A 23,271-nucleotide genomic window follows, 5' to 3' on the forward strand; every position below is an offset into this window, starting at 1 on the left:
CTAAATTTCATCAATTGTCATGTTAGAGATATCAGTTGTTTGGATTGACTTCTTAGTTTGAGTCTCAATTTCTTTAAAAAGAATCCCTTCACGAGCCCCAGACTGAGAAAAAATAATTTGTTCACAATCAATTTTTTCCATAATTAATCTGATTGGCAGAAGTCCACCGATAATAATTTGTGAACGTTCTTTAGCAAGGCCTTTAATATTTTGGCGTTCTTCGTTTGTTTTATTCAATAGTTCGTAAATGATGTCATCAACGTTTTGGCGGTTCATATGGTAGCCGTGAATGGGCAGCTCAGTTTGATTAAGTTCATTTTTTCTAATTTTGGCAAGGGTTCGATTTGAGCCGCCGATTGCAATAATTGGATAATTAACAGCTTCTTTAAGCCAAGGGAGGTTGTTTAAAATGCTGGATAATTCAACTGAAGCCCTGAATAAAGAAGCAGAAGTGATCGGATCTCCATCTAAAAACGATTCTGAAATATTGACAGCTCCCAGCGGAATGCTGACGCGTTCTTTTAAGGCGCCTTTTTGTACTAGAATAATTTCGGTAGAAGCACCTCCCGTATCAATAATAACTCCATCATTAACCGGCAGGGTTCCAATGACGCCGTAAAAATCATATTCAGCTTCTTCATAGCCGCTGATAACTTTTAACGAAAATCCCATTACTTTTTTAAATTGTTCAAGAAATTCTTTTTGGTTAGCAGCCTGACGAACTGCAGCTGTTGCCACGGCAATTATTTTGAGATTTTTGTATTTGTCGTAAACTTCCTTAAATGAAGCTAATGCTTTCATAGCGCGATCCAAGGCTTCAGGTTTAATAGTCTTTTCTTTTCCCATGCCTTTAGAGATCCTAACCATTTCCTGGAGTCGTTCGAAAACTTGGAAATTTCCTTCGTTATCATATTCTGTGATTGTCGTGCGGATTGAGTTTGAGCCCAAATCCAAAATTGCGAGCGTTTGTGTCATTTATTTTCCTTTTTCTGCTTCAATTAAAAATTGTTCCTGGATTGGAAGATATTTTTGAGCATTTTTGTTAGATATCCGTTTGGTATAGCTTCCGTCAGACTTTTTGGTGTAGCTTTGGGTACGGTCATCCCACATGCGTTCAAATATTTTGTAAATTCTCTTTTTTAATTCTTCATCTTCAATTGGAAAGAGAGTTTCAATTCTTCGATCCAGATTTCTTGGCATCATATCGGCAGAAGAAAGAAAGCATCTAAAAGAGCCTCCCGTTTTAAAAATATAAATACGGGAATGTTCCAACAGCCTTCCAACAATCGAATGAATGTGAAGATGTCGGCTTACATTAGGAAGAAGCGGAATTGCTGTAGTTAGTCCTCGAATTAATAAATGAATTCGCACTCCTTTTGAACTGGCTTTATATAATTCTTTGATGATTTTATAGTCGGAAAAAGAATTACACTTAATCCAAATTTCCGATTTTTCGCCTTCTTGATTTTTCTTAATAGTTCTTTTTATTTCATGTTGAAGTTTTGAACGCAGCATATTAGGGGCAATGACAAGCTTATTAAGTTTAGAAGGAAGTTCCTTTTTTCCTTCAATAAATTTAAAGATCCTTTTAATATCAGTGCAATACTTCTTTTGGGAAGTAAAAAAACTGAAATCAGTATATGATTTAGCGGTGATTTCATTATAATTTCCGGTAGCAAGATGAGCCAGCTCAATTTTTTGATCTCCCTCTTCAATAACAACTAGAGCCATTTTGCTGTGAATCTTGAGATCAGGAAAACTGGTATAAACATTAACGCCAGTCCCTCTCAAGTAATCTGCAATTTCAATGTTGTGTTCTTCATCAAATCTTGCTTTTACTTCAATTAAAGCATGGACGGTTTTACCATTTTTAGCGGCATCTGCTAAAGCTTTGACGATAGGAGAGTTTTTTGATGTGCGATAAATTGTGATGTAAATTTCAGTAACTGATGGGTTGACGGCTGCCTGTTGAAAGAAATTAGTAATTGCATCGTAACTGTCATATGGATGATGAAGGAGATAATCTTTCTTTTGAATTTGTTCAAAAATATGTTCATCTTCCAATTCTGATAAATGGTGAGGAGAGTGTCTCTTAAAATGCAATTTTTCAGTGTTAATCTGATTATTGTCAGTAATTTTTTTACATAATGGACTAATAAAGTCATAATCCCAGTCCCCAGAGATATGAAAAGTGTTAAGAGGATTGACCGAAAGAGCATGGGTCAAAGTTTTTAAAACCTTGCTTGGAGCATTAGCGTCCATTGCTAGGAAGATAACAGGAGAAGCCTCCCGCTTTTCAATTGCAATTTCTACCGCTTGTTCGGTATTATCAGAGTCCTTCGGTAAAGATCTGATATCCATGTCTTTTAAAATCCGGTAAAGATAAATACTTTGGGCTAAAAAGCGCCCTTTAAATTTAGTCGAAATTATGTCTTGATAGTGAGCTTTGATAATTTGTTCAAGTAAAATGAATTGATTTGACTGATCTTTGAATTTAAGAAGCCTTTCAAGAGACGGAAGTTTAAAATGGGCAAAGATATGTTTTGTTTGGTCACTAGAGCTGACCATATCAACGATAAAATACATATCGCCATTTTCCATTTCCGGCCAAGGGAGATCTTTGGGGAGAAGTTCGATTTCAATCAGCGGGCTGATTGTTGTTTCAAAGTAGCTGTCGGCGTAAGATTTTTCGTCGTCAGTTAATTTTTGATAATCGAGAATTTTTATCCCAAGATTTTCAAAACAATTTTTAAGTTTAGTCCAAATTTTATTTTGCCTTTTGAGCTGCTTTTTAACTAGTTTACGAACTTGGTTTAACTGAGTATTTGGGGCCATTCCTGATTTATCAGGATGTTTATCGCCGGAATTAACTTCTCTAATTAAATTTGCAACTCTGATCATATACCACTCGTCGAGGTTTGATTGGGTAATTTTAAGGAAATTTGCGCGCTCCAAGAGCGGAATTCTTGGACTATCCGCTAAATCTAAGATTCGATCATTAAATGACAGCCAACTGATTTCCCGATTCATAAAATCGTGTTGTCGCAAAAGAGTATCAGCCATTGTTCGTTCACCTCACCATCAACGTTAATCTTTACAATAACAGTATATGCTTATTTTTTTAATTAAGACCATAATGGGTAAAAAAATTTCAAACTTTTTCTCAATGCTTTAAAATTAAGTGTCCTTGTATTATAATGTTAGTCAAGTATAGTCAAGGAAAAACAATGAGCCAATCAAATAATTTATCAGATTTAATTGAAGAATATATAAAAAGTATTTTAAAAGAGAATTTTGAAGTCGAACTGAGAAGGCAGCAAATCGCTGATTACTTTAATGTTGTGCCTTCTCAAATAAACTATGTGATTAAGACTCGTTTTGATTCAAAACATGGTTATTATGTTGAGAGTAAACGCGGTGGTGGCGGTTACATTAGAATTGTTAAGCTGCAGTTTGTTGAATGCGGAGATCTTTTGGAAAAGGTTAAAGCTGATATTGGGTCGGTTTTAACTTTAAGTGATGCGACTACGATTGTTAATCAATTAATCAGTGAAGAAGTTATTACAGACTCTTGCGGTCGGATTATTATTTCTGCACTTGACAACGATGCCTTAGGAGATATAGAAAAACCCGTTCAAAATAAATTAAGAGCTCATATTTTAAAGTGTATTTTGACAAAGCTAGAGTATGAGAATTAGTTTAGTATTATAATATAGACAGTGTTTAAATTCCTCATAGAGGAGGTTTTATTGATGGATAACTTATTTACACCTAGTGCCAGAATGGTGCTGGAAATTGCACAGGAAAACGCGAAAATGTACGGTCATTATGCGGTGTCAACTGAACACTTATTATTAGCACTGGTCATTGAAACTGAAGGAATTGCTGGGAAAACATTGAGAAAACTCAACGTTAACGAAGCAGATATTCGAGAAGAGATTGATGATTTAACGGGCTTTGGTACTGGCGTAGAAAACGCGGGGATCAGTAATAATTTGGGGTACTCGCAAAAAGCTAAAGAAATTTTGGCTGTCGCAGGAGATGAGGCCAAAAGGCTGGGGGCATTAAAAATTGGAACCGAGCATATTTTGATAAGTCTTTTACGAGAAGATGATGTTTTGGCAACTCGGATTTTAGTAAATTTAGGTCTAAATCTTAACAAAACTCGTCAGCTTTTGCTTAAGAAAATGGGTATCAGTGAAGCGCCAGGAAGGACGGGTGCAAAAAGAAGACCCGTTTCTAATCCGGAAATGACAACGAATAAAAATACCAAGACTCCTACTTTAGATAAATTGGCACGAGATTTAACCGAATTAGCAAGGCAGAATAGAGTTGATCCAGTTATTGGCCGTGAAAAAGAAGTTAAAAGAGTTATTCAAATCCTTTCTCGCAGAACCAAGAATAATCCAGTTTTAATCGGTGAACCGGGAGTTGGGAAAACTGCAATTGCTGAAGGATTAGCTGAAAAGATTGTTGCTGGAACTGTTCCAGAAGAAATGCAGGACGATCGCTTAATGATGCTTGATATGGGCTCTCTTGTTGCGGGCACTAAATATCGGGGTGAATTTGAAGACCGACTGAAAAAATTGATTAAAGAGGTTTCTAACAGCGATAACGTAATTCTTTTTATTGATGAATTGCATACATTAATTGGAGCTGGAGGAGCTGAAGGAGCAATTGACGCTTCCAATATTTTAAAGCCGGCTCTGGCTCGTGGTGAAATCCAGCTGATTGGGGCTACCACATTAGATGAATATCAAAAATATGTGGAAAAAGATGCAGCGCTTGAAAGACGTTTTGCGACGGTTCAGGTTGATGAGCCAACAATTGCTGAAACTAAAGAGATTTTACGAGGGCTACGTTCACGGTATGAAGAACATCACTATTTAAAAATTAGTGATGAGGCAATTGATGCAGCAGTCGAACTATCTAATCGTTACATTACTAATCGATTCTTACCAGATAAGGCAATTGATTTAGTTGATGAAGCTTCAGCTAAGGTTCATTTAGCCCATGCTACTGGTTCTAAGGCCGATTCATTAAATAAAAAGTTGCTGAAGATTGAAGCCGATAAAGAATCTGCAGTAAAAAATCAGGATTTTGAATTAGCAGCTGAAATTCGCAGAGAAGAGTTTGAACTAAAAGATAAGTTAAATCGGGCTAAGTATGGTAATAACTCTGAGCAGAAAGTGCAGGAAATTGTCGTAACTCCAGAAGACATCGCCGAAGTTGTTTCTGAATGGACCGGAGTTCCAGTCACCCAGCTCACAAAAAAAGAATCTGACCGTTTAGTGCATCTCGAAAAATTCCTTCATCAGCGAGTCATTGGACAAGATGCAGCAGTGTCAGCCATTTCAAGAGCAATTAGAAGAACCCGCAGCGGTTTAAAAGATCCTAATCGACCAATGGGTTCATTTATGTTTCTTGGACCAACAGGTGTAGGTAAAACAGAATTAGCGAAGGCTTTAGCAGAAGCATTATTTGGTTCGGAAGATAATATTGTTCGAATTGATATGTCAGAATATATGGAGAAGTACTCGACCAGCCGTTTAATTGGTTCGCCTCCTGGATACGTTGGTTATGAAGAAGGCGGTCAGCTGACCGAAAAAGTTAAAAACAAACCTTATTCAGTTGTTTTATTTGATGAAGTTGAAAAAGCTCACCAAGATGTCTTTAATTTGTTGTTACAAGTTTTAGATGACGGATTTTTGACTGATTCTAGAGGACGAAGGGTTGATTTTCGCAATACAATTATTATCATGACTTCAAACTTAGGTGCGACTTCTCTACGTGATGATCATGAAGTTGGATTTGGTGCTCGAAGTACTTCAACAAATGATGTTGCAATTGAAGAGCGGATCCGAGAGGTGCTAAAAGAAACTTACCGGCCAGAGTTTTTAAATCGAATTGATGAAATTGTCATTTTCAAAGTTTTAACTAAAGATGAAATTCACCAGATCGTTAAGTTAATGGTAAAAGATTTTTCAAAACGGCTATCAGATCAAGGGATTACTTTAAAGGTTACCCCAAGTGCAATCAGCTTAATTGCTGATAAAGGATATAATCCTGAGTATGGAGCTCGTACAATTAGAAGGACTCTGCAGACTGAACTTGAAGATTCAATGAGTGAACAGTTATTGTCCGGTGAAATTTCACGTGGTGATGTGGTAACAGTTGGAGCTCAAAAAGATAAAATAAAGTTACGTATTAAAAAATCTGAAAAGAAAAAGGATAAAATTAAAGTTTGAAAGATGATTCATTGATCCGATTTTCTTCCACAGTACCCGTAAAAGACATTGCGGGTACTGTTTTTGATGAGGGAATAGATGCATTAATTATCGGGAATAATCGTTTTGGATTGCGTCTGCCCACTAGCTATGATTTAGCGGAAACGGCTGATTTAACTAAAATTGCTCATCAAAAAGGCAAGAAGATTATTGTCGCGGCAAATGCAATTTTGCATAACGAGAAGTTACAGTCTTATCAAGAATATTTAGCAGCTCTTGATCAAATTGAAGTTGATTATGTAATGGTTGGAGATGCAGGAGCAGTTAATATTATTCAAAATAACTTTCCAAATCTAAAATTTATTTACAATGGGGAAGTATTAGACACGAACTCTGGAATGATGAATTTTTGGGGTGAAGAAGGGGCATCGTACGTTCAGTTATCGCGGGAAATCCCTTATGTTGAATTAAAAGAACTTTTGCCGAAGTTGGAAGTAAAACCCATTTTGCAGTTATTTGGTCCAATCGCAATTGAGCATTCAGGCAGAAGTCTTATTTATAATTATTTAGATTATGTTGATAAAACAAATGATTTTGCGCCTAATGAGATTTATAAAGTATCTTTGCCTGCCCGACCGGAAGAAGAATACATCATGTTTGAAGATGAGCATGGGACCCATATGTATGCACCATATGACCTTAATTTATTAAGTAAATTTTTGGAATTAGTCAGTATGGGTATTAACTTCTTCACATTTGACAGTAAGTTTTATGACGGAGATAATTGGCTTAATATAATAAAAATATTTGTTAAAGCACGTAATTATATTTTACAGGATCAGTTAAACGATGATCGGCTGAGTGAGTTAGAGGAAAAATTATTACAAACAGTGCCCGCAGATCGAAAATATTCAATTGGATTTTATGATTATCAGATTGGTGATATTAAATGATGAATAAACCTGAAGTATTAGTTCCAGCAGGAACACCTGAAAAATTAAAAGTAGCAATCGATTATGGAGCAGATGCAGTATATATCGGCGGAGAACGGTTAGGACTAAGATCAAGAGCTAATAATTATTCGATTAGTGATATGGCAGAAGGCGCGGCCTATGCTCATAGTCATGGAGCAAAAGTCTATCTTGCCGCTAATATTGTCTGTCATGAAAATGAATTAGAAGATAATATTTCTTATTTGACTGAGGTTCGAGATGCTGGAGTCGATGCGTTAATTGTATCTGATCCAGCAATTATTAGTGCTGTTTTAACAAAAGTACCAGGGCTTCCTGTTCATTTGTCGACCCAAGCATCGGCAGTAAATTATGAGGCAGTAAACTTTTGGGCTAAGCATGGTCTTGAACGAGTTGTATTAGGAAGAGAGACAACTTTTGAAGAGATCAAGGAAATTAAAGAAAACACTGATGTTGAGATCGAAGCCTTTATTCAAGGAGCAATGTGTACTAGTTATTCTGGGCGCTGCGTGATGAGTAATTATATGAACAAGCGCGATGCTAATCGGGGTGGATGTGCTCAAAACTGCCGCTTTCTTTATAATCTTGCTGATGAATCAGGCAGCTCTTTAAACGGCGATGAGATGTTTACCATGTCAGCAGTTGATATGAGTTTAATTCCAGTAATCGGTCAAATGATTTCAACAGGAGTTGACAGTCTTAAAATTGAAGGAAGGATGAAGACGATTCATTATGTCTCAACAGTTGCTAATGTATATCGAACTGCAGTTGATACATATTGTGCAGATCCAGAACATTTTGAAGTTGATCCTGCGTGGATTGATGAGTTAGCTAAAATTTCTCAGCGCCGGATGTCCTTTGGTTTCTTTAATGGAGCTCCAACCAAAGACGATGAGTTATTTGAACATACAAAACCTGACCTCGGTTATGAGTTTATTGGGGAGGTTAAAGGCTATCAAGATGGAAGAGTTATTATTCAGGAACGAAATAACTTTTCTGAAGGTGATGAATTAGAATTTTATGGCCCTAATTTTTACCATTATTTAACAACGGTGAACGATCTTCAGGACGAAGATGGAATGAAAATCGAAAGAGCGAGTCATGCAATGATGATCTGTTCGATTGCAATAGACAAAGAATTACCAGTTGGTACGATGATTAGAAAGAAAAAAGCAGCTAAAGTAAGAGCCTAGAGGCACGTTAATGACTAAAATTAATAAAGATCTTGTTTATGATCCAATACATGATTTAAAGTTGGATCTCTATCAAAATGAAACTAGCGGTAAAAAACAAGTGAGTATAATTTTGATTCATGGTGGAGGATGGTTTCGCGGTTCAAAAGATAACGAGACTCAACTGGCAGCCAAATTGTTGGAAGCCGGATATAACGTTATCGTTCCCGATTATCGTTTAGCACCGCCAAGTTTTTATCCAGCTCCTTTAAAGGATATGAATCAAGTTTATAATTGGATTCAGGACAAATTCCCAGAAAGTAAAATCGCAGCAGTCGGAACCTCTGTAGGTGGAACAATGGCAGTTGAACTAGCAATTAAATATGGAATTCCAGCCGTGTCGCTTTCAGGTATTTTTGATATCGAAAAATGGATTTTAAAACATCATGATGTAAAGGCTAAGCTTAGTTCTGGCAAAGGTGAAACTCCTGAAGATCAGCAAAAAATTAATGAAAGTTTCTATAAAGGCTTTATCATGAACTATCTAAATAATGATGAAAAATTATTGGAGCAGGCAACACCCTATTATCGAGTAAAGAAGACCACGGGTCCAGTTTATTTATTTAATTCATTATCAGAATTGGCGCCATTAAGTGGAGTTTTGAAGATGGAAAAATCATTAATTAAAAAACAGGTTCCAACTTGGGTTCAATTTATACCAGGGACGGGGCATGGTGGTGACTATGCGTTGTCTGTTGTTGAGGATATTGCAAATTTTATCGAGAAATATTAAAAAAGACCAGTTCGTTATCACGATGGTCTTTTCGTTTGCTGATCTTTCCCCCAAGAAAGATCAGCACCTATTCATTCTCATTAAGAAATTTCATGATGTCGTTTAAAATTTGTGGATCAATCTGACCAATTCCTGCTTTTGCAGCATGAATATGTTCAACTGAAATGTGACTTGCAAAGGCGAGATCGCTATCAGTCATATTATGTTCTTTTTCAAAATTAATAATTTTTTCAACTAGTGGTGATACACCGTCCATATTTAACTCCCCTAAATGATTTTCTTTATTTGAGTATAGCAGATTTCATGAATCTAAGTAAAACCAAGTTTAAAAAAAGTATTTCGTTAATAAAATTTACAAAAATAGATTGACAATTGCCTTATAAAATACTAGAATTTTGTAGTGTTTTTAAGATATTGTCGAAAAAGCAAAACGCCTGGATATGTGTACCAGCAAAAAAATTAGAAAGGGATATTAAATATTTAATGCCAACTATTAACCAATTAGTACGCAAAGGCCGCAAGTCAAAGACTAGTAAATCAAAATCACCAGCTTTGAACTTCGGTTATAACAGTATGACAAAAAACTTAACCAATAATCCAGCTCCTCAAAAACGTGGAGTTGCAACTCGTGTCGGAACAATGACACCTAAAAAGCCTAACTCAGCTCTTCGTAAGTATGCCCGTGTGCGCCTCTCTAACTTAATTGAGGTTACAGCATACATTCCTGGAATTGGCCACAACTTACAGGAACATAGTGTTGTCTTAATTCGTGGAGGCCGTGTAAAAGATCTTCCCGGTGTTCGTTATCATATTATTCGTGGAACTCTTGATACAGCAGGAGTTACCGATCGTATGCAGGGCCGTTCAAAATACGGAACTAAGCGTCCAAAGAAATAACATATTTTTTTCAGATAGGAGTACAGAATGCCAAGAAAAGGCACAATCGTCAAACAAGATATATTGGCAGATCCAATATATAATTCAAAATTAGTATCAAGACTTATCAATCACATGATGAAAGATGGAAAACGCGGTAAGGCTCAAAATATCCTTTATCGAGCATTTGACATCATTCATGAACAGACTAATAAAGATCCGCTTGAAGTTTTTCAAGATGCCATGAATAATGTAATGCCTGTTCTTGAAGTTAAAGCACGCCGGATTGGTGGTTCTAACTATCAAGTACCGATTGAAGTTCGTCCTGAAAGAAGAACAACTTTAGCTTTGCGCTGGATCGTTCAGTATTCACGTCTTCGTAACGAGCGTTCAATGGATGAAAAATTAGCTCATGAAATTATGGATGCAGCTAATAATACAGGTGCATCTGTGAAGAAACGTGAAGATACACACAAAATGGCAGAAGCAAATCGTGCATTTGCTCAGTATCGTTGGTAATTTTAAATTTAAAATTATTGCTGCTTGAAGCAATGAAGGAAATGAGGAAGTAGAAAATAATGGCCGCAAAACGAGAATTTCCACTCGCTAAAACGAGAAATATCGGTATTATGGCCCATATCGATGCGGGAAAAACAACAACTACAGAGAGAATTCTTTTTTATACTGGTAAAATTCACAAGATTGGTGAAACCCATGAAGGTGCATCTCAGATGGACTGGATGGAAGAAGAACAAGAACGTGGAATTACGATCACTTCTGCTGCAACTACAGCTCAGTGGAAAGATTATCGAATCAATATCATTGATACCCCAGGACACGTTGACTTTACAATCGAGGTTGAACGTTCTTTACGTGTATTAGATGGAGTTATTACAGTTTTGGATGCTCAATCTGGAGTAGAACCGCAGACAGAAAATGTTTGGCGCCAGGCTGCTAACTATAACGTTCCAAATATTGTTTTCGTTAACAAAATGGATAAAATTGGAGCTGATTTTGATTATTCAGTTCAAACAATTCATGATCGTTTGCAGGCAAATGCTCATGCAATCCAAATCCCAATTGGAGCAGAAGATCAATTCAGCGGAATTATCGATTTAATTACTATGCAGGCTTACGTTTATGACGTAGACGAAATTGGTGATAAATGGGATACTGTTGAAATTCCGGCAGAATATCAAGATAAAGCTAAAAAAATGCATGATGAGTTAGTTGAAGCTGTTGCTGATGTTAATGATGATGTCATGGAAAAATATCTTAACGGTGAAGAAATCACTGTTGAAGAATTAAAAGCTGGTATTCGTCGGGCAACTATTGATCTTAAATTCTTTCCTGTTTTAGTAGGTTCAGCATTTAAGAATAAAGGTGTTCAAATGCTTTTGGACGCAGTAGTTGATTATCTTCCATCACCTCTTGAAGTTAGACCTTATATTGCTCATAAACCAGGAACTGAAGAAGATGTTGAATTAACTGCAGGTGATGATAAACCATTTGCTGCCTTGGCATTTAAGATTGCAACAGATCCGTTTGTTGGACGTTTAACTTATATTCGTGTTTATACGGGATCTCTACCATCAGGTTCTTATGTTTTAAATGCAACTAAAGACTCACGTGAACGTGTTGGGCGTCTTCTTCAAATGCACGCTAATCACCGGACAGAAATTTCTGAAGTATTCTCAGGAGATATTGCAGCAGCAATTGGTTTGAAGAATACAACAACAGGGGATTCTCTAACTGATGTTAATAATCCGTTAATTCTTGAATCAATGGTCTTCCCAGACCCAGTTATTCAGGTTTCAATTGAACCAGATTCAAAAGAAGATCGTGATAAACTAGATGTGGCTTTACAAAAACTCGCTGAAGAAGATCCTACTTTCCAAGCAGAAACAAATGCCGAAACTGGTCAGACTTTGATCGCTGGAATGGGTGAATTGCATTTGGATATCATGGTTGAAAGAATGCGCCGTGAATTCAAGGTAGCAGCTAAAGTTGGTGAACCACAAGTTGCTTACCGAGAAACATTTACTAAACCAGCTTCTGCTCAAGGTAAATTTGTTCGTCAGAGTGGTGGTAAAGGTCAATATGGTGATGTTTATATTGAATTTACACCAAACGAAGAAGGAAAAGGCTTTGAATTTGAGAATGCGATCGTTGGTGGGGTTGTTCCTCGTGAATATATTCCATCAGTCGAAGCTGGTTTGAAAGAAGCAATGGCTAACGGTGTTTTAGCTGGATATCCATTGATTGACGTTAAAGCAAGACTTTACGATGGTTCTTACCATGAAGTCGATTCATCTGAAGCTGCTTTCAAGGTTGCTGCATCTATTTCATTACATGAAGCTGCTAAAAAAGCTGGTGCTGTGATTTTGGAACCAATCATGAAAGTTGAAGTTATCGTACCTGAAGAATATCTTGGTGATATTATGGGTCAGATTACTGCTCGTCGTGGTCGAGTTGAAGGAATGGAAGCTCGTGGTAATGCTCAGGTAGTTAATGGTTTTGTTCCATTAGCTGAAATGTTTGGGTATGCAACTACTTTACGTTCTGCAACTCAGGGACGTGGTACTTTCACAATGACTTTTGATCACTATGAAGCTGTACCTAAGTCAATTCAAGAAGAAATTATCAAGAAAAACGGTGGTAATTCTTCTGATAAATAAAAATTAGGCCTGATGGCCTTTTTTATTTTCAAAATTTTCATGATCATCACTTACTGCAATATACAGGAGTGATTTTTTTGTTTAGAATAGAGGCTATGAGTATAAATCAAAAACTGGTACAAGTAAAAGACTTAACAATGGGGTTTGAAAAAAGACCCCTTTTTAATAATTTGAATTTGACAATTGAACAAGGAGACTTTTTGTCAATTATCGGTCCTAACGGAACGGGAAAGAGCACTTTACTCCACATAATTATGAAAAAACTGACTCCTAAAAGTGGTAAGGTTGAATATGTTGGAAGCAATTTTGGGCCTAGTAAAATTAGTTTTGTTCCACAAACACGTAATATTTCTGAAAACTACCCTCTGAACATATTTAGTTTTGTTGGTTTACGATTGTTTAATAATCTAATTCCTTGGTTAACTAAAAGCGATAAGCAAAAAGTTAGTGAAGCAATAGAAAAAGTAAGATTAACTGATAAGTCGGATAATCTGTTAGCGAGTTCTTCGGGTGGTGAACAGCAACGGGCGTATATTGCTCAAGCATTAGTTAATAATCCAGAAATGATAATTCTAGATGAACCAACAAATGGCTTAGATGAACGTTCGAAAGATGAAGTAATGGAAATTTTAAAATTGCTTCAAACTAAAGACAATGTCACGATTGTTTTAGTTACTCATGATCCAGAATCTGTTAAAAATAACAGCACCAAAATTTTAATGCTTAATGGTGATTCCACTTATTCTGTTGGAGATCAGACACTACTGGAGGATGCCAATGTTAAATTCTGAATTTATGTTCAATTCTTTTGTATCAGGGACTGTTATAGCGATAGTCTGTGGCATTATGAGCACCTTTGTTTTAATTAGAAAGTTACCTTTTCTAACTCATATGATTTCTGAAATTGGATTTTCAGGAGCTGCTTTTGGTATTTTTGCGGGATTACCTCCGATAACGGGGATGTTAATATTCACCACGTTAGCAGCAGTGATGACAAGTGTTGGGGCTAATAAATTTTCTTCAAATGATGCGCTGGTTAGTGTGATTTCCGCCCTTTTTATGGGATCAGGAGCGTTATTTCTCACTTTAGCTAAGGGGAATGCCAGTTATACAACGACTTTGATGTTTGGAAGTATCACAGCAATTACTAAACAAAATGTCATTCAAATTTTAGTTGTTGCAGGGATTGTCTTAATTACAATTTTGTTAATGTTTCGTCCATTGAAGTTTGATTCCTTCGATCCAATTGCTGCTCAGTATTCGAGTTTAAAAACTTACTGGATTTCCTTAATCTTTTTGATCTTGACAGCATTTACTGCCAGCGTTGCAGCTCAAATTGTAGGTGCTTTGTTAATATTTGTCCTCTTAACGCTGCCTGCGGCAATTGCTTTTTACTGGGGTAGAAACTTCAGTGAATTAATTATTTTGAGCGTTTTATGCGCATTAATCGGAACTTGGGGTGGACTTTATTTATCTTATGTTACTGATCTGCCAGTAACTTTCTTCATTACGTTAATTGAAGCAATTCTCTTCTTTGCAACTTTAATTGCGAAAAAGTTTATTAGATAAATTTAGTTTTTATTGTTCATTAATAGTTTTTCTAGCTTGTCATAGATATCAAGCTGCCATTTGATGTAAGTTAAATTTTTCGGCTTATTTTCAGTTAAGTAAAGAATTGGAATCTGATATTTTTTTGCATCCTTTAAAATCGATTTTGTTGTATTGTTTTCAGCTTGAATATTATGTAAGTAAAAGGCGACACGATGATTTCTAAAATCATCAACCACAGTTTGTGCATCTTTGATTGCGGGATCAGTTTCGTTTTCAATTGCTTTAGAAAATGCGGGATTATTTATCGTAAACCCTAAGTTATTCAATGCATAATCAAAAATTGGTTCGCTTACGTCGACGAAAGAATTGGATTTTAAAGATTTAATTACAGCTGATTTTTTATAGATTGGTTCCATTGACTTTAGATACTTTTTGGCGTTTGTAGAAAAATATTTTTTGTTTTCTGGTTGAAGATCGCTAAGTTTTGCAGTTAGATACTTGGTGTATTTCTCCATAATTTCATAATCAAACCATAAGTGAGGGTTAGCGCCGCTTTTTTTGTGAGCAATATCACGTCCCACATTAATCCACGGCTGTTTGTTAACGATCGGATTAACCCAGTCGTCGTATCCCAACCCGTTACTGACAACTAAATCAGCATTTGAAACAAATCTAGTAGTTTGAGTTGTCGGTTTAAAATCGTGGGGATCGACATGCGGATTATCGATAACGGATTTAACTGTTCCTTTATTGCCAACAACTTTACCAGCAGCTTCGGCATAGATGTCAGTTGTAGTGACAATATTTATTTTTTGATGATTTTTATCTTGGGTTGAGTTTTTAGGACTGCCGCTGAACAGAATTAATCCGAGAAAAAGGGCAGCTAAAAACGATGCAATTATAATTACGATTATTCTTGTTTTCTTCATTTGAACCAATTCTATCATATTCGTTTTAAATATCTTGATTTTTATAAAAAAATGTTTTATGATGTTGAATTATAATTAAACTTGGGTTACAATTGTTAAACAAAGATAGAGACTCTGTTTTGATCTATTGTCCATTACAGTGATTCCTACATATATCAATTTTTTGAGTATGTGGGATTTTTTTTGCTCTAGGAGACTAAAAAAATGTTAATTTTTTTTAAAGTTTCGTGGGCTAAAGATCTGTCTTGATACTAAGAAGGAGTGTATAAATGGCTGAACATAGCGTGAATTATGGTAAACATCAAGTACGAAAAAGCTTTTCCCGCATCAAAGATGTTTTAAAAATACCAAATTTAATTGACATTCAGACCAAATCATTTCAGTGGTTTCTTGATGAAGGAATTACAGAAATGTTTAATGATGTTATGCCAATTGATGATTTCAAAGGTATTTTGACACTTGAATATAACGGCTATTCTTTTAAAGAACCAAAATATTCAGTTGATGAGGCTAGAGAAAGAGATACAAATTACTCGATGCCGATGTATGTGAATTTACGGCTTACTAATAATGAAACTGGTGAAATAAAAACTCAAGATGTTTTCTTTGGTGATTTTCCAATGATGACTAATGAAGGAACTTTCATTATTAATGGTGCTGAACGAGTAATTGTTTCCCAATTAATGAGATCTCCCGGAGTTTATTTCAACAGTTCAACCGATAAAAACAGTATTGTCAACTATGGCACGACGGTAATTCCAAACCGTGGTGCATGGCTTGAATTTGAGTCTGACAGTAAAGAATTAGCATATGCAAGAATCGATCGTACGCGTAAGATTCCAATTACAGTTTTAATTAGAGCACTTGGCTTTGGCTCAGACAGTACGATTACCGAAATTTTTGGTGACGATGATTCATTGCAGTTAACAATGGAAAAAGATATTCATAAGAATTCTTCTGATTCTAGAACTGATGAAGCCTTGAAAGAAATTTATGAACGCTTACGTCCTGGTGAACCGAAAACTGCTGAAAGTTCTCGTTCACTTTTATATGCTCGATTCTTTGATCCAAAACGTTATGATTTAGCATCAGTTGGCCGATATAAAATCAACAAAAAACTCTCATTAGAAAACCGCTTGGTTGGTTTAACTTTGGCAGAGACATTGGTTGATCCGGATACTGGTGAAGTTATTGCTTCTAAAGGTACTAAAATTGATCGCCAGTTAATGGAAGGCAGCGGTAAAGAGGATGAAGAAAAGACACCTTTAAAACGTTACCTCCGAAGGATGGACTTTAAAACTCGCTCATTTATGCCTTCTCAAGATGGTGTATTGGAAGATGAAGTTGTAGTTCAATCGATTAAAGTTTACAGTCCAAATGATCCAGAACAAGTTGTTGAATTAATTGGTAATGCAAATATTCCAGAATCAGTTCATCAATTAACAGTTGCTGATATTATTTCTGCAGTTAATTATTTCTTGAACCTTCGTTATGGTATTGGAACTACTGATGATATTGACCATTTAGGGAATCGACGCATTCGTTCAGTGGGTGAATTGTTACAAAATCAATTTAGAATTGGTTTAACTAGAATGGAACGAGTTGTGCGTGAAAGAATGTCAATTCAAGATCCTTTGACAGTTACTCCACAGCAATTGGTTAATATTCGACCAGTAGTTGCAGCTATTAAGGAATTCTTTGGTTCATCTCAATTATCCCAGTTTATGGATCAGACAAATCCTTTAGGAGAATTGACTCATAAGCGTCGTTTAAGTGCCTTGGGACCTGGTGGTTTGACTCGTGATCGTGCCGGATATGAAGTACGTGACGTTCACTACACCCATTATGGAAGAATGTGTCCGATTGAAACTCCTGAAGGGCCAAATATTGGATTAATTAACAGTTTGGCAACGTATGCGGTTGTTAATAAATATGGTTTCATCGAAACGCCTTATCGTCGTGTTAGCTGGAAAACCCACAAAGTTACTGATAAAATCGATTATTTAACAGCTGATGAAGAAGATAATTACACGATTGCTCAGGCTAACTCTCCTTTAAAACCAAATGGTAGTTTTTCTGAAGATACCGTTCTCGCAAGACACAAAGACGATAATATTGAAACAACTCCTGAACATGTTGACTACATGGACGTTTCACCTAAACAGGTAGTTGCAGTTGCTACGGCTTGTATCCCATTCTTGGAAAATGATGACTCGAACCGAGCATTGATGGGAGCAAACATGCAGCGTCAGGCAGTGCCTTTGATTCAACCTCATGCACCAATTGTTGGAACGGGGATGGAATATATTGCAGCTCATGATTCTGGTTTAGCAGTTCTTGCAGAACATGAAGGTACAGTTGAATATGTCGATGCTAATCAGATTAGAGTTCGCCGCGATGATATGACTTTAGATACTTATAAGATGATGATCCATCGCAGGTCAAATGCAGGTAAAGATTATCATCAGCGCCCAATCGTTAAACAGGGAGATCATGTAGATAAGAGTGAGATCATCGCTGATGGTCCAGCAATGTCTAATGGTGAGCTGGCTCTAGGGCAAAATCCGTTAGTTGCCTTTATGACTTGGAACATGTACAACTACGAAGATGCCATTATTCTTTCCGAACGTTTAGTTAAAGATGATGTTTATACTTCAATTCATATTGAAGAGTACATTTCAGAATCCCGTGATACTAAATTAGGACCTGAAGAAGTAACTCGTGAAATTCCTAATGTTGGTGAGGATGCTTTAAAAGATCTTGATGAATTAGGGGTTGTTAGAATTGGTGCTGAAGTTCGTGAAGGAGATATCTTAGTTGGTAAGGTAACTCCGAAAGGAATGACTGAATTATCAGCTGAAGAGAGATTGCTTCATGCAATTTTTGGTGAAAAATCACGAGAAGTTCGTGATACGTCGCTTCGAGTTCCTCACGGCGGCGATGGAATTATTCAAAAGGTTAAAATCTTTACAAGAGAAGCTGGAGATGAATTACCGCCTGGAGTTAACATGTTGGTTCGAGTTTTTGTGGCTCAAAAACGTAAGATCCAAGTAGGGGATAAGATGGCAGGCCGTCACGGAAACAAAGGTACAGTTTCAATCGTTGTACCAGAAGAAGATATGCCATTTATGCCGGATGGTACACCAGTTGATATTCTCTTGTCACCAATGGGTGTTCCATCTCGTATGAATATTGGACAGGTGTTAGAACTTCACTTAGGTTTAGCTGCTAAAAAATTAGGAATTGATATTGCAACTCCTGTATTTGATGGAGTAACTGATAAAGACCTTTGGAGTACAGTCAGAAAAGCTGGGATGGATGCTGATGGTAAGACTTATCTCTATGATGGACGAACGGGTGAACCGTTTGAAAACAAAGTTTCAGTTGGAGTCATGTACTACATGAAGTTATCTCATATGGTTGATGATAAACTTCATGCACGTTCAATTGGACCATACTCATTAGTTACTCAGCAGCCATTAGGCGGTAAAGCACAATTTGGTGGACAGCGTTTTGGTGAAATGGAAGTTTGGGCACTGGAAGCATACGGTGCAGCTCATACTCTTCAAGAAATTTTGACCTATAAATCTGACGATGTTACCGGTCGTGTTAAGACCTATGAAGCAATCGTTAAAGGAGAAACGATTCCAGCACCAAGTGTGCCAGAATCATTCCGTGTCTTAATTAAAGAACTGCAGTCATTAGGCTTAGATATTCGAGTTCTTGATGCTCAAAAGAATGAACTGGATCTACGTGATATGGACGAAGACGGTTCGAAAACTGTTGTAGTAGATGCTCTTCAGAAATACGCTGATGAAATTGCTGTCCAAAAAGCAGTTTTAGAGAATGAAAGTGATAAAGCTCATCCTAGTGCTGCAAAAAACACTGATGAAGCAGATGCAGCAGCACTTGAAAAAGCTTTTGGAATTAATAACGATTCAAACTCCCAGAAAGGAGACACAAAATAATTGATTGATGTTAATAAATTTGATAGCATGCAGATCGGTCTTGCCTCGCCAGACAAGATCAGAAGCTGGTCTTATGGTGAAGTTAAGAAGCCAGAAACGATCAATTATCGAACTTTAAAACCAGAACGTGATGGTTTGTTCGACGAACGAATTTTTGGACCAACAAAGGATTGGGAATGTGCTTGCGGTAAGTACAAACGGATTCGTTATAAGGGAATTGTTTGTGATCGTTGCGGGGTTGAAGTTACACGTTCCAAGGTTCGTCGTGAACGAATGGGACATATCGAATTAGCAGCGCCTGTAACTCATATTTGGTATTTTAAAGGCATTCCTTCTCGTATTGGGTTAATTCTTGATGTTTCTCCAAGAGTTCTTGAAGAAGTAATTTATTTTTCAGCTTATATCGTTATTGATCCAGGTAAAACTACTTTGGAAGAGAAGCAGATTTTAACTGAAAAAGAATATCGAGATAAACAGGCAGAATTTTATAAAGTTGTTACAGATCCTGAGGAAACTGACTTAAAAGTTGGTCAAGTTCTTTCTCAAGATGATTATATGGCGGCTTTTCAAAAGTTCGGTGCTCACAGTTTTCAAAGTGAAGATGCTTTTATTGCTAAAATGGGTGCTGAAGGTATCAAAGATCTTTTGAAACGAGTTGATCTTGATAAAACAGTTGCTGAATTAAAGCAAGAACTCAAAGAGGCTAGCGGGCAACGGCGAGTTCGTGATATTAGAAGATTAGACATTTTAGAAGCTTTTCTTAAATCAGGAAATCATCCAGAATGGGTGGTAATGGATACAATTCCAGTAATTCCTCCTGATCTTCGTCCAATGGTTCAACTTGAAGGTGGACGTTTTGCAACTAGTGATTTAAATGATCTTTATCGTCGTGTTATTAACCGTAACAATCGTTTAAAGAAATTATTAGAACTTAATGCTCCTAGAATCATTGTTCAAAATGAAAAAAGAATGCTTCAAGAAGCAGTTGATGCGTTAATTGATAATGGTCGAAGAGGCCGTCCAGTTACGGGTCCGGGAAATCGTCCATTGAAGTCATTAAGTCATATGCTTAAAGGAAAGCAAGGACGTTTCCGTCAAAACTTGTTAGGTAAACGTGTTGACTATTCTGGTCGTTCGGTTATTGACGTTGGTCCTACTTTGAAATTCTCACAGTGTGGACTGCCAAGAACAATGGCGCTTGAATTATTTAAGCCTTTTGTAATGAGTGAGTTGGTGAACAGAGAGCTTGCAACAAATGTTAAGAGCGCTCGCAGAATGATTGACCGCCAAGATAATGAAGTTTGGGATATTCTTGAAGATGTCTTAAAGGAAAGAACGGTCTTATTGAACCGTGCCCCGACGTTACACCGTTTGGGAATTCAGGCTTTTGAACCGGTTTTGGTTGATGGTAAGTCAATTCGTTTACATCCACTAGCTTGCGAAGCTTATAATGCCGATTTTGACGGAGATCAGATGGCGGTTCATGTGCCATTATCTGATGAGGCTCAAGCTGAAGCACGTTTATTAATGCTAGCAGCTCACCATATTCTAGCTCCAAAAGATGGTAAACCAATCGTTAGTCCTTCGCAGGATATCGTTTTGGGTAATTATTATCTGACAATTGAAGAGAGCGGATGCGTTGGCGAAGGATCAATTTTTGAAGATGCTAATGAAGCAATTATGGCATATCAGAGTGGGTTTGTTGATCTGCATAGCCGAGTTGGTGTAGCAGTTTCTTCAATGCCTAAAAAACCGTTTAACGAAGAACAAAGATCAGAGATTATGCTGACAACAGTTGGAAAATTAATTTTCAACACCATCATGCCGGAAGATTTTCCGTTCTTAAATGAACCGACAACCGATAATTTGGTAAATGGAGTCCCTGATAAATACTTCTTAAAAAACGGCGAAAATATTAACGAAATTTTAGCTGCAAGAGAGTTAGTAACACCATTTAAGAAAGGATTTTTAAGTGATGTTATTGCTGAAGTATTTAAGATTTATAAAGTTCAGCGAACAACCGATCTCTTAGATGATATGAAGACTTTAGGGTATACAGAAGCTACTAACTCCGGAATTACAGTAGGAGTTGCTGATATTACTAACCTTAAGGACAAAAAACGAATTGTAGCTGGAGCTCATAAGAAGGTTGAAACAATCTCTAATCAGTTCCGTCGTGGATTAATCACAGAAGAAGAACGTCATGATCGGGTTATTGGGGTCTGGAATGATGCTAAAGATGAGATTCAAGACAAATTAATGGCTTCTTTTGATCAGAAAAATCCAATCTCAATGATGAGTGACTCTGGAGCTCGTGGTAATATTTCTAACTTTACTCAGTTAGCTGGGATGCGTGGTTTGATGGCTGCACCTAACGGAGGAATGATGGAAGTACCAGTTACTTCTAACTTCCGCGAAGGTCTTAGTGTTTTGGAAATGTTTATGTCGACCCACGGGGCTCGTAAAGGAATGACTGATACAGCTTTGAAGACAGCAAACTCTGGTTACTTAACTCGTCGTTTGGTTGATGTTGCTCAAGATGTGATCGTAAGAGAAGATGACTGTGGAACTGATCGCGGAGTAGAAGTGTCAGCAATCATGGAAGGTACTGAACTGATTGAACCGCTCTACGATCGATTATTAGGTCGTTATACAATGAAATCAGTTTTCGATCCTGAAACGGGAGAGAAGTTGATGGGCGCTAATGAATATCTTGATGAAAAAACATCTCAGATGTTAATTGATCATAACGTAGAAAAAGTTACGATTCGCTCATTGTTTACTTGTAAAACTCGTCACGGTGTCTGCCGTAAATGTTACGGTCGTAATTTAGCTACTGGAACTGCGGTTGAAGTAGGTGAAGCAGTAGGAACTGTTGCTGCTCAGTCAATCGGTGAACCAGGTACTCAGCTTACCATGCGTAACTTCCATACCGGTGGTGTTGCCGGAGGTGAAGATATCACTCAAGGTCTTCCTCGTGTCGAAGAAATTTTTGAAGCTCGTAATCCTAAAGGGCAGGCAACAATTACTGAAGTAGCTGGGACAATTGTCGCAATCAATGAAGATCCAGCGACTCATACTCGTGAAATTGTTGTTCGCAGTAATGAGGAAGAAAAGACTTATACGATTCCTTATACAGCAAGTTTAGCGGTTGCGCAGGGAGATATTGTTGAACGTGGAGATCGCTTGACTGGTGGTTCAATTGATCCAAAACACTTATTGCAAACGAAAAATACTGCATCAACTGAAGCTTATCTGTTAGCAGAAGTTCAGAAGGTATATCGCATGCAAGGTGTTGATATTTCAGATAAGCATTTGGAAGTAATGGTTCGTCAAATGCTACGAAAAGTTAGGGTTATGGATCCTGCTGATACAGATATTTTACCTGGAACATTGATGGATATAAGCGATTTTGAAGATCAAAATGCTGCAACGATTAAGTCTGGTAAAGTTCCAGCAACAGGACGACCAGTTCTTCTAGGAATTACTAAAGCAGCCCTTGAAACTAATAGTTTCTTGTCAGCTGCATCATTCCAGGAAACAACAAGAGTTCTTACTGATACTTCAATTCGTGGTAAGAATGATCCATTAATTGGACTTAAAGAGAACGTTATTATTGGTAAGTTAATTCCTGCTGGTACTGGGATGAAACGCTATCGAGAGATGGAGCCAATTGCTGATGTTCCGATCGAAGCTGATGAACAGACAGTTAGTGAATTAGAAAAGAAATACAAGTCGGAAGAAAATCTCTACGAGAGAATCAAAAACGACAAAGCACCAAATAATTACGAATAGTTAAATTCAAAAGACTCTAACTTAAGGAGTGTTGGTCGGAAACGGTCAATGCTCTTTTTTTTTATACGCCTTTAGAATGATGAGTTCGATAAATTCAACAATTACTGACACATTACTAATAATAAATTATTCATAAAATATGAAACTGGACGAAAGTTCAGCTTTATTTTTTTTAATATTTTTAAAAAAATTTTCGAAATAATAAATTTGTTATTAGCGTCATAAAATTGCTTTAAAAGCCCGGTCCAATAGGAAATTGAATTTATTTCGTTTATTCCTTTCGACTATAAAAAGACGCTAATAACAAAAAA

Annotated in this window: 16 protein-coding genes; 12 read left to right on the forward strand and 4 right to left on the reverse strand. The window is 36.8% G+C overall.

Annotation, left to right across the window (positions count from 1 at the left end):
- Together R8749_RS01965 and ppk1 are read right to left on the reverse strand one after the other, a co-directional pair.
- Positions 1-975 carry a Ppx/GppA family phosphatase gene (locus R8749_RS01965; protein ID WP_317697498.1) on the reverse strand — a complete coding sequence of 325 codons (975 nt, stop codon included), beginning with the start codon at positions 973-975 and terminating at the stop codon, positions 1-3.
- Positions 976-3,063 carry a polyphosphate kinase 1 gene (ppk1, locus tag R8749_RS01970; RefSeq protein ID WP_317697500.1) on the reverse strand — a complete coding sequence of 696 codons (2,088 nt, stop codon included), beginning with the start codon at positions 3,061-3,063 and terminating at the stop codon, positions 976-978.
- 164 nt (positions 3,064-3,227) lie between these two features.
- Here ppk1 and R8749_RS01975 point away from each other — a divergent pair, with 164 nt between their 5' ends.
- The 5 genes from R8749_RS01975 to R8749_RS01995 are packed head-to-tail and all read left to right on the forward strand — an operon-like array spanning position 3,228 to position 9,163.
- Positions 3,228-3,698, forward strand: coding sequence for a CtsR family transcriptional regulator (locus tag R8749_RS01975; protein WP_317697503.1), 471 nt, complete (start codon positions 3,228-3,230; stop codon positions 3,696-3,698).
- 54 nt (positions 3,699-3,752) lie between these two features.
- Positions 3,753-6,248: an ATP-dependent Clp protease ATP-binding subunit gene (locus tag R8749_RS01980; RefSeq protein WP_317697505.1), complete on the forward strand. Its 2,496-nt coding sequence runs from the start codon at positions 3,753-3,755 to the stop codon at positions 6,246-6,248.
- The gene (locus R8749_RS01985) at positions 6,245-7,180 is read left to right on the forward strand and encodes a peptidase U32 family protein (RefSeq protein WP_317697508.1); all 936 of its coding nucleotides are present in this window, start codon (positions 6,245-6,247) and stop codon (positions 7,178-7,180) included. Before R8749_RS01980 ends, R8749_RS01985 begins: the two co-directional genes overlap by 4 nt.
- Positions 7,177-8,391, forward strand: coding sequence for a peptidase U32 family protein (locus R8749_RS01990; protein ID WP_317697511.1), 1,215 nt, complete (start codon positions 7,177-7,179; stop codon positions 8,389-8,391). Before R8749_RS01985 ends, R8749_RS01990 begins: the two co-directional genes overlap by 4 nt.
- 10 nt (positions 8,392-8,401) lie before the next feature.
- The gene (locus tag R8749_RS01995; protein ID WP_317697514.1) at positions 8,402-9,163 is read left to right on the forward strand and encodes an alpha/beta fold hydrolase; all 762 of its coding nucleotides are present in this window, start codon (positions 8,402-8,404) and stop codon (positions 9,161-9,163) included.
- A 67-nt stretch (positions 9,164-9,230) separates the two neighbouring features.
- On the opposite strand, the gene R8749_RS02000 is transcribed toward R8749_RS01995, so the two are convergent.
- The gene (locus R8749_RS02000; RefSeq protein ID WP_317697516.1) at positions 9,231-9,419 is read right to left on the reverse strand and encodes an LBP_cg2779 family protein; all 189 of its coding nucleotides are present in this window, start codon (positions 9,417-9,419) and stop codon (positions 9,231-9,233) included.
- A gap of 227 nt (positions 9,420-9,646) precedes the next feature.
- Here R8749_RS02000 and rpsL point away from each other — a divergent pair, with 227 nt between their 5' ends.
- The 5 genes from rpsL to R8749_RS02025 all read left to right on the forward strand — a co-directional run bounded on the left by rpsL (position 9,647) and on the right by R8749_RS02025 (position 14,286).
- The gene (rpsL, locus tag R8749_RS02005; protein WP_317697519.1) at positions 9,647-10,060 is read left to right on the forward strand and encodes a 30S ribosomal protein S12; all 414 of its coding nucleotides are present in this window, start codon (positions 9,647-9,649) and stop codon (positions 10,058-10,060) included.
- A 27-nt stretch (positions 10,061-10,087) separates the two neighbouring features.
- Positions 10,088-10,558 carry a 30S ribosomal protein S7 gene (gene rpsG / locus R8749_RS02010; protein WP_317697522.1) on the forward strand — a complete coding sequence of 157 codons (471 nt, stop codon included), beginning with the start codon at positions 10,088-10,090 and terminating at the stop codon, positions 10,556-10,558.
- A gap of 59 nt (positions 10,559-10,617) precedes the next feature.
- Positions 10,618-12,717 (forward strand): elongation factor G, encoded by a 2,100-nt coding sequence (gene fusA / locus R8749_RS02015; protein ID WP_317697524.1) that lies wholly within the window; start codon positions 10,618-10,620, stop codon positions 12,715-12,717.
- Positions 12,718-12,794: 77 nt separating this feature from the next.
- Positions 12,795-13,508: an ATP-binding cassette domain-containing protein gene (locus R8749_RS02020; RefSeq protein ID WP_317697527.1), complete on the forward strand. Its 714-nt coding sequence runs from the start codon at positions 12,795-12,797 to the stop codon at positions 13,506-13,508.
- A complete protein-coding gene (locus tag R8749_RS02025; RefSeq protein ID WP_317697530.1) occupies positions 13,495-14,286 on the forward strand; it encodes a metal ABC transporter permease in 792 nt (263 codons plus the stop codon). The genes R8749_RS02020 and R8749_RS02025 overlap by 14 nt, the downstream gene beginning before the upstream one ends.
- 2 nt (positions 14,287-14,288) lie before the next feature.
- Here the strand turns inward: R8749_RS02025 and R8749_RS02030 are convergent, their stop codons facing one another.
- A complete protein-coding gene (locus R8749_RS02030; protein ID WP_317697532.1) occupies positions 14,289-15,197 on the reverse strand; it encodes a metal ABC transporter solute-binding protein, Zn/Mn family in 909 nt (302 codons plus the stop codon).
- Positions 15,198-15,466: 269 nt separating this feature from the next.
- Between R8749_RS02030 and rpoB the strand changes: the two genes are divergently transcribed.
- Both rpoB and rpoC read left to right on the forward strand, forming a co-directional pair.
- Positions 15,467-19,165: a DNA-directed RNA polymerase subunit beta gene (gene rpoB, locus R8749_RS02035; protein WP_317697533.1), complete on the forward strand. Its 3,699-nt coding sequence runs from the start codon at positions 15,467-15,469 to the stop codon at positions 19,163-19,165.
- Positions 19,166-22,960 (forward strand): DNA-directed RNA polymerase subunit beta', encoded by a 3,795-nt coding sequence (rpoC, locus tag R8749_RS02040; RefSeq protein ID WP_317697536.1) that lies wholly within the window; start codon positions 19,166-19,168, stop codon positions 22,958-22,960.
- Positions 22,961-23,271: the final 311 nt, after the last annotated feature.

This window comes from Xylocopilactobacillus apis, assembly GCF_033095965.1.
Classification (GTDB): domain Bacteria; phylum Bacillota; class Bacilli; order Lactobacillales; family Lactobacillaceae; genus Xylocopilactobacillus; species Xylocopilactobacillus apis.